The following is a 7,419-nucleotide window of genomic DNA, read 5'->3' as shown; positions in this document are numbered from 1 at the left end:
GGTGCCTGACCACGACGGCGGCGACGGCCGCCGCACCGACCGGGTCGGGCTCACCGTCCAGCCACGCCCGGACGGCCCGGCCGAGCTCCGGGACGGTGCGCTCGTGCCCCAGCATCTCCTCGGCGATCGGGCGCGCCGCGCGCTCCCATTCACGCGCCTTCAGCGCGGCGCCCTCGTCGACCACGACCCGCGGCCCGGCGACACCGCCACGCCGCGGATGAATGTGCTCGCGCCACTCGACCAGAACGCTCACCGTCTCGACCATGGCACCGCAACCTAGCGGTCACGGCGGACATTTCGCCGCCCGTCATCGCGCGGCCGGTTCACCGTCGAGAACGGAAACGCGAATCGGCGCGGGGATGAACAATGGCCGCACGTCGGCGGGCGAGGTGCCCCCGGCGTGATCTCATGCGCTTGGCTGACCACTCGTGCTCTGCTTCCGGCCTGTCGTTCGAACGATCGTGATCTGTCTGCTTCTGGTGCTGATGGGGTGTGCCGCTCATCCGCTTCCGGCCCAGAAGGGCGGCGCCGGGCGCCGGACGCCCGCTCCGGCGGAGCGGCCGAACATCGTGTTCGTGCTCACCGACGATCTGTCCACGGACCTGCTCCAGTACATGCCGAACGTCCAGCGGTTGCAGCAGGAGGGCCGGTCCTTCACCAACTACTTCGTCACCGACTCCTTTTGCTGCCCGTCCCGCTCTTCCATCTTCACCGGCCAGTTCCCGCACGACACCGGCGTCTATACGAATGGCGGACCGAACGGCGGCTTCAACAAGTTCACCAAGGCCGGCAAGGACCGCCAGACGTTCGCGGTCGCGCTGCGGGCGAACGGCTACCGCACGGCGATGATGGGCAAGTACCTCAACGGCTATGACAAGACCGCCTACGTGCCGCCCGGATGGAGCCAGTGGGACGGCGTGGGCACCGGCGGGTACGGCGGCTTCCACTACATCCTCAACGAGAACGGCGCCCTGAGCACCGGCGGGACCTCTCCCTCCGACTACCTCACCGACGTGCTGTCCGCGAAGGGGACCACGTTCATCGACCGGTCGGCGGCGGAACACGCCCCGTTCCTGCTGGAGATCGCCTCCTTCGCACCGCACCTGCCATCGACCCCGGCGCCGCGCGACAGCCACAGGTTCCTGGACGCGCGAGCCCCACGCGGACCGGCGTTCAACGAGAGCGACATCACCGACAAGCCGCAGTGGCTGCGGAGCTATCGCAAGCTCAAGCGCTCCCAGCTCGCTAAGATCAACGCCCAGTACGTCCGCCGTGTTCAGTCGGTGCAGGCGGTCGACCGCATGGTCGGCCGGCTCCGGTCCACCCTCCAGGCGCGTGGCCTGGCCGAGAACACCTACTTCGTGTTCAGCTCCGACAACGGCTACCACATGGGCGAACACCGGCTGATGCCGGGCAAGACCACGGCGTTCGACACCGACATCAGGGTGCCGCTCATCGTCGCCGGCCCCTCCGTACGGGCCGGCAGCGACGCCACGCTGGCCGAGAACACGGACCTGGCCCCGACGTTCGAAGAGCTCACGGGGACGCCCGTTCCGGCGTCGGTGGACGGCAGAAGTCTGGTCCCCCTTCTACGCGGCGAACGCGACGCCAACGCGCCCGGCGCGGTCCTCGTCGAGCACCACGGGCCCAGCCTGTCCAAGGACGATCCCGACCGTCCCGGGCCCGCCAGCGGAAACCCACCCTCCTACACCGCGATCCGCACTTTGGACGCGCTCTACGTCGAGTACAAGGACGGCGACCGGGAGTACTACGACCTGCGCACCGATCCGTACGAGCTCGACAACACGGTGGCGACCCTGCCGCCGGACCGGCTCGCCCAGCTCCAACGGACGCTCCACGGCCTGCGCACCTGCCATGGCAGCCGTCGCTGCTCCATCGCCGCACGCCTCGGCTGATCGGGCCTCGACCGGGGGATGGGCCGGTCTGCTAACGTTCCTGTCGGCGAAGGGGAGTAGCTCCCTCACCGGTGCGTCGACATACTGGTCCGCTTCCGCGGATCCGGCGCCCGGGGCACGGGCCATCGCGGCGGCGTGCTGAGCGAGACCTTCGGCCGCAGTTGCCCAACTGCCGTGCCGAAGCGTCCCCTGCGTTCCGGCTCGGCCTGCCCCCCGAGGAGCCGGTTTGAACATCGCCGTCATGGCGACCGTGTTCGGAATCATCTTCCCCGCCGAACTTCCGGACAAGACCGCGCTGGCCAGCCTGGTGCTGGGTTCGCGGTATCGCCCGCTGTACGTGTTCGTCGGCGTCGCGCTGGCCTTCGCGGTGCACGCGGCTCTGGCGGTAGCGGCGGGCAGTCTGCTCAGCCTGTTGCCCCACCGGATCCTGGAGGGCGTCGTCGCGGCGCTCTTCCTGCTGGGCGCGGTGCTGTTGCTGCGCGGACGGCATGAGGAGGACGAGGATCACGGCCTGCCGGGCGGACGGCGTGCGACGCCGCCGCGGGTCGCGTTCATGAGCTTCATGGTCATCCTGGTCGCCGAGTTCGGTGACCTCACGCAGATCGTGACGGCGAACCTCGCGGCCAAGTACGACGATCCACTCGCTGTCGGAATCGGCAGCGTGCTGGGCCTGTGGGCGGTCGCCGGTCTGGCCATCGCGGGAGGCCGCAACCTGCTACGCCTGATTCCGATCACGTGGATCAGCCGCGTCGCCGCCGCCGTCATGGCGATCATGGCTGTCTTCAGCATCGTGAGCGCGATACGCGGCTGACGTCCGACCCCGGCGAAACCTAGCCGGGCAGCCCGGCCAGGGAGAGGAACTCGCTGCGGGAGCGTGCGTCGGTGCGGAGCGCGCCGAGCAGTGTCGAGGTCAGAGTGGTGGCGCCGGTGGCCTGGACGCCTCTCAGGGTCATGCAGGTGTGCTCGGCCTCGATGACCACGCCCACGCCTTGGGGCTCCAGTTGTTCCTGGAGCCAGTCCGCCACCTGCTTGGTCAGGCGCTCCTGCACCTGAGGGCGGCAGGCGAAGTGCTCGACGACGCGGGCCAGCTTCGACAGGCCCAGGATCCGCCGGCCGGGCAGGTAGCCGACGTGCGCCGTGCCGACGAACGGCAGCAGGTGGTGCTCGCAGACCGATCGCAGCGGAATGGCACGGGCCAGCACGAGCTCGTCGTACCCCTCGTCGTTCGGGAAGGTCGTCAGGTCGAACGGGCGGGGACTGAACAGCTCGGCGTACGCCCGGGCCATCCGCTCGGGTGTACGCCGCAGGCCTTCGGAGTCGGTGCGGATGCCGAGCGCGTGCAGGAATCGGGCGGCGGCCTGCTCGGCCGCGGCCAGGTCCACGCCGTCAGTCTCCTGGACGACGCGCAGCGCGGTAGTGCTCACACGGGTCACCTCATTTCGCCAACAAGTATTGGTCTTATTAGTGCGTGAGGTCAAGAAGCCCAGCTGTGGTGGGCGTCGTCAGACGTTGCACCTATGCCGGCAGGCGTTACCGTGGGTGGTGTGGGATCCGATGCGAGCTCGCCCGTCACCGCGGACACCGCGCTGGAGTCCGTCAACGTGCTGGGCGATGAGACCCGGCGGCGCATGTACGCCGTCGTCCGCCGCGCCGGCCGGCCCGTGACCCGGGACGAGGCGGCCGCCGGCGTCGGGGTCTCCCGGAAGCTGGCAGCGTTTCACCTGGACAAACTGGTCGACGCCGGCCTGCTCCGCGCCCACTACGAACACGCGGGCAGCCTGCACCGCGCCGGCCGCCGGCCCAAGCTCTACGAGCCGTCCGGCGTCACGGTCCAGTTTTCCATTCCCGACCGCCGCCACGAGCTCCTCGCCGACATGCTCATGGAGGCCGTCCTGACCGAGGCCCAGACCGAGGACGCCCGGCAGGCGGCGGTACGCGTGGCCGCGGAACGTGGACGCGACCTCGGCACGACCGAGCGCCGGACCACACGCCCGGGACGGTTGGGGGCGGAGCGCGGCGTGACGATCTGCGAACACATGCTCGAGCGGTACGGCTTCGAGCCCATCCGCGAAACGACCACGAGGCTCCGGCTGCACAACTGCCCGTTCCAGCCGCTCACCGCGAAGGCGCCCGACCTCGTGTGCGCCATGACCCAAGCCTTCCTGACCGGCTACCTCGACGGCCTCCAGGCCACCGCCCTGCGCGCGACCCTGGCCCCACGGCCGGGCGAGTGCTGCGTCCGCATCTCACCCGCCGGTACCTAGACCAGGCCCGCCTCAAAGCCCCCGCCGTGCGGCCGCGTGGTGTTCAGGCCTCGCGTGGTCAGCCGATGCCTCCGGTGACGTACGACGGGGTGAACGTGACCGGCAGGGAGAGTAGGCCGCGCATCCAGACGGACGGTGACCACTCCAGTTCCTCGGGGCTCACCGCGAGCAGTACGTCCGGGAGCCGGTCGAGGAGTACCTCGACGGCGGCCCGGCAGATGACCTCGGCGAGCTCCGGCGCCGGATACGGGCACCGGTGTTCGCCGTGGCTGAACGACAGCATGGCGTGGTTCCCGGCGGTGGCCGACTCGGGGTCGGGGCGTACCTGCGGGTCGCTGTTGGCCGCCGCGAGGCCCAGGATGATCAGGTCGCCGGTCTTGATCTGCTGCCCGCCGAGCTGGATGTTCCGGGCGGCCCAGCGTCCCACGTAGTTCTGCGTGGGGGTGTCCTCCCACAGCACCTCGTTGAGCGCCTGGCCGACGCTGCGGCGGCCGCCCGCGAGGTTCACGGAGAACCGGTCGTCGGTCAGCATCAGCCGGATGGTGTTGCCGATCCAGTACGCCATCGGCTGCTGAGCGGCGGTCACCACCAGGACCAGGTCCTGGATGAGCTGCTCTTCGGTCAGGCCGACGGGGTCGTTCAGCATGCGGGTGGTGAAGTCCGGTCCCGGCTGGTCGCTCTTGTGCGCCACCAGCCGCCGCATGGCCGCGTAGATGCCCTGGAACGCGTCGAGCGCGCCCTCGTCGCCGTTGACCGTGGTCATCATGTCCCGCAGCAGGCCGGGCGTCTCCGTCTCGGGCAGGCCGAAGATCTTGGCGACGGCCAGGAGCGGCAGCGGGTGCGCGAACTCGGCCATCAGGTCGACCTCGCCCGCACCGACGAACGTGTCGATCAGCTCGTCCGCGATCCTCTCGGACTGCATCTGGAGGTCGAACTGGTCGACGACGAACAGGCCGTCGCTGATCGCGCCCGCCCGGCGCCGGTGCTCGTCCCCCTCGGCGAACAGCGTGGAGGGCTGGTAGCCGACGAACGGCATCAGGGGCCAGTCGGGCGGGATGTTCGGCCACTGGTTCCAGCGACGGCAGTCGCGGGCGAACACCTCCGGGTTGCTCAGCACATGGTGGAGCTCCCGGTAACCGATCACGAACCAGGCCGGGATGCCGCCTTCGATCACCACCGGGACGACCGGCCCGTGCTCCTGCCTCATCTCTCGGTACAGCTCCGCCGGATTCCGCAGGAACCGCTCTCCGTACAGCGACAGGACGCCTTCGTGGGCGGGGCAGCCGGCCGGTGGTACGTCGGCCGGGGCGGTGAGCGACTCGGGCTCGGTCATGACCTTTGTTCGCCTTCCCGCGCGATCGACAGGCTGTAGAGGTGGTTCACGAGGGTGATCAGCACCTTCTTGCTGGACTGCCGCTCCCGGGCGTCGCAGTCGATCAGCGGGACGTCCTCGGACAGGTCGAGCGCCTCCCGGATGTCCTCCGGACGGTGCGAGGGCCCGCCGAAGTCGTTACGGGCGACGATGAACGGCATCCCGTGGTGCTCGAGACGGTCGATGGCGTACCAGGAGTCCTGGACGCGCCGGGTGTCCACGAGGACGACCGCGCCGAGGGTCCCGGAGAACAGGCGGTCCCACAGGAACCAGAACCGCTGCTGACCCGGGGCCCCGAACAGGTACAGGACCATCTCGTCGTTCAGGGTGATCCGCCCGAAGTCGAACGCCACCGTGGTCGTGGTCTTGCCCTGTACGCCGCCCGCGTCGTCGATCCCGACGCCGGCTCGCGTCATGATCTCTTCGGTGCTCAGCGGCCGGATCTCGCTCACCGAGCGGACCATGGTCGTCTTGCCGACGCCGAAGCCACCGACAATAACGATCTTCAGGGCATTGTTGACAGTGCTCGGCAACGGCGCACTGATGACCTGGTCAGAGCTTTTCAAGTCCAACGAGCACCTGCTTCAGGACGGCGGAATCGGGGAGCTTGGTCTTGGCGGGGGCGGCGGAGGTGGACGGATGGCGCGCGGTGATCCGGCCGGTGTCGAGCAGATCGCACAACAGGATCTTCACGACGCTGACGGGCAGCCCGAGGTCGGCCGCGATCTCCACGACCGCCTTGGGGCCGGTGCACATGCGGAGGATCTTCGCGTGCTCGGACTGCATGCCCGGCGTCGGGTCGCACTCGCTGACGATCAGAGAGACGCTGTCGATCGAGCTCTCGTCCACCCGGCTGCGACCGCCGGTGACGATGTACAGCCGGTCCGGATTCTCCCTGTCGACGGACCGTGTCATCGCGCGCCGGTGTCCTGCTGTGACTGCCGGGGCGCGGCGACCAGGTACTCGCCGAGCTGTTCGACGAGCTCGTGCATGTTGTGCCCGATCAGGCCGACGTCGGCGTCATCGGTCGCCACGACGGCCAGGTGGGCGCCCTCACCGGCCTCCACGATGAACAGCAGCCCACCGTGGAATTCCGTCATGGACTGGCGCAGGCCGCCGGAGCCGTCGCCGAACTCCGCGGACGCCCCGTAGGCGAGGCTCTGGATGCCCGAGGCGATGGCGGCCAGCTGGTCGGCCTGGTCGACGCTCAGCCCGTACGTGTGGCAGAGCTTGAGGCCGTCCTTCGACAGCACCAGGGCATGCCGGGTCTCGGGCGTCCTCTCCAGGAGGTTCTCCAGCAGCCAGTCGAGGTCGCGATCTGTGGTCTTCATCGGCTCATCGGGGAAGGTGCTCCGGGTCTCCGCGCCGGAGGCGTGCCCCCTGCCTCCAATCTTTCGTCGTTACATTCCGGCCTGGCGGGGGAGCCGCGCGGTCATGAGACCTTCTTCGTCGGAGGGAGTGGCCATCGGGCCGTGCCTTCGATTCCCTCCGCTCCGCTCGGTCATGAGTCGTCCGGCTCGGAGACGTGCGCGTCATTCGCCGTCCGCTTGCGACGGCCGGCCTCGTGGAAGGCGCTGAACCTGGCGCTGGGGTCAACGGGCTTGGCGGGTTTCTTCTTCGGTGCCTCGGCGGGCGTGGCCGACGCCGCCGCGAGCGTCTGTCCCCGCCGGCGCTTCGGCAGTCCGGCGATCAGGTTCTCCCCGGTGGTGTCGCCCTCGGCCTGCGCCGCACCGGACGGATACGCGGCATCGGCGGAGGACCCGATCTCGGCCGCTTCGGCAGGCGCGGGCTCGTCCGCCGGCACGGTGAGGGTCGCGGCGGCGGCCGGAGCGTCGTCGGCCCGGCCGGCGACGGTCTCGGCACGGCG

Annotated in this window: 9 protein-coding genes and 1 pseudogene; 3 read left to right on the top strand and 7 right to left on the bottom strand. The window is 69.7% G+C overall.

Translation table 11 applies throughout. The features are described from left to right. Window positions 1–265, bottom strand: a 265-nt coding sequence (locus ACFFNX_RS36100; RefSeq protein WP_378210484.1) for a hypothetical protein, incomplete at its 3' end; no start/stop codon positions are given. Between the two features lie 196 nt (window positions 266–461). On the opposite strand from ACFFNX_RS36100, the gene ACFFNX_RS36095 reads away from it, so the two are divergent. Next, the gene (locus ACFFNX_RS36095; RefSeq protein ID WP_378210483.1) at window positions 462–1,916 is read left to right on the top strand and encodes a sulfatase family protein; all 1,455 of its coding nucleotides are present in this window, start codon (window positions 462–464) and stop codon (window positions 1,914–1,916) included. A 226-nt stretch (window positions 1,917–2,142) separates the two neighbouring features. Next, entirely contained in the window at window positions 2,143–2,727 is a 585-nt protein-coding gene (locus ACFFNX_RS36090; protein ID WP_378210482.1) for a TMEM165/GDT1 family protein, read from the top strand. A gap of 19 nt (window positions 2,728–2,746) precedes the next feature. On the opposite strand, the gene folE is transcribed toward ACFFNX_RS36090, so the two are convergent. Continuing rightward, window positions 2,747–3,340, bottom strand: a complete 594-nt coding sequence (folE, locus tag ACFFNX_RS36085; protein ID WP_378210481.1) for a GTP cyclohydrolase I FolE — start codon at window positions 3,338–3,340, stop codon at window positions 2,747–2,749. A 120-nt stretch (window positions 3,341–3,460) separates the two neighbouring features. Here folE and ACFFNX_RS36080 point away from each other — a divergent pair, with 120 nt between their 5' ends. Then, the gene (locus ACFFNX_RS36080; RefSeq protein ID WP_378210479.1) at window positions 3,461–4,180 is read left to right on the top strand and encodes a helix-turn-helix transcriptional regulator; all 720 of its coding nucleotides are present in this window, start codon (window positions 3,461–3,463) and stop codon (window positions 4,178–4,180) included. A 58-nt stretch (window positions 4,181–4,238) separates the two neighbouring features. Here the strand turns inward: ACFFNX_RS36080 and ACFFNX_RS36075 are convergent, their stop codons facing one another. From ACFFNX_RS36075 to ACFFNX_RS36055, 5 genes and pseudogenes are all read right to left on the bottom strand, one after another. Further along, a complete protein-coding gene (locus ACFFNX_RS36075) occupies window positions 4,239–5,513 on the bottom strand; it encodes a cytochrome P450 (RefSeq protein ID WP_378210478.1) in 1,275 nt (424 codons plus the stop codon). Beyond that, window positions 5,510–6,085: a GTP-binding protein gene (locus ACFFNX_RS36070; RefSeq protein WP_378210477.1), complete on the bottom strand. Its 576-nt coding sequence runs from the start codon at window positions 6,083–6,085 to the stop codon at window positions 5,510–5,512. The genes ACFFNX_RS36075 and ACFFNX_RS36070 overlap by 4 nt, the downstream gene beginning before the upstream one ends. A gap of 19 nt (window positions 6,086–6,104) precedes the next feature. Further along, window positions 6,105–6,467, bottom strand: a complete 363-nt coding sequence (locus ACFFNX_RS36065) for a DUF742 domain-containing protein (RefSeq protein WP_378210476.1) — start codon at window positions 6,465–6,467, stop codon at window positions 6,105–6,107. Further along, the gene (locus ACFFNX_RS36060) at window positions 6,464–6,883 is read right to left on the bottom strand and encodes a roadblock/LC7 domain-containing protein (RefSeq protein ID WP_378210474.1); all 420 of its coding nucleotides are present in this window, start codon (window positions 6,881–6,883) and stop codon (window positions 6,464–6,466) included. The genes ACFFNX_RS36065 and ACFFNX_RS36060 overlap by 4 nt, the downstream gene beginning before the upstream one ends. A 170-nt stretch (window positions 6,884–7,053) precedes the next feature. Then, window positions 7,054–7,419 (bottom strand): annotated as a pseudogene (locus ACFFNX_RS36055) (hypothetical protein); the annotation flags it as partial.

The sequence above is a fragment of the Actinoallomurus acaciae genome, from assembly GCF_042429965.1.
GTDB classification, from domain to species: Bacteria; Actinomycetota; Actinomycetes; order Streptosporangiales; family Streptosporangiaceae; genus Actinoallomurus; species Actinoallomurus acaciae.
The sequence above is the reverse complement of the archived record's forward strand: the minus strand, read 5'-3'. Positions and strand labels throughout refer to the sequence as shown.

Coding starts and splice junctions, on each gene's coding strand:
- ACFFNX_RS36075 (WP_378210478.1), bottom strand. CDS start 5,513: ATGACCGAGCCCGAGTCGCTCACCGCCCCGGCCGACGTACCACCGGCC.
- ACFFNX_RS36065 (WP_378210476.1), bottom strand. CDS start 6,467: ATGACACGGTCCGTCGACAGGGAGAATCCGGACCGGCTGTACATCGTC.
- ACFFNX_RS36060 (WP_378210474.1), bottom strand. CDS start 6,883: ATGAAGACCACAGATCGCGACCTCGACTGGCTGCTGGAGAACCTCCTG.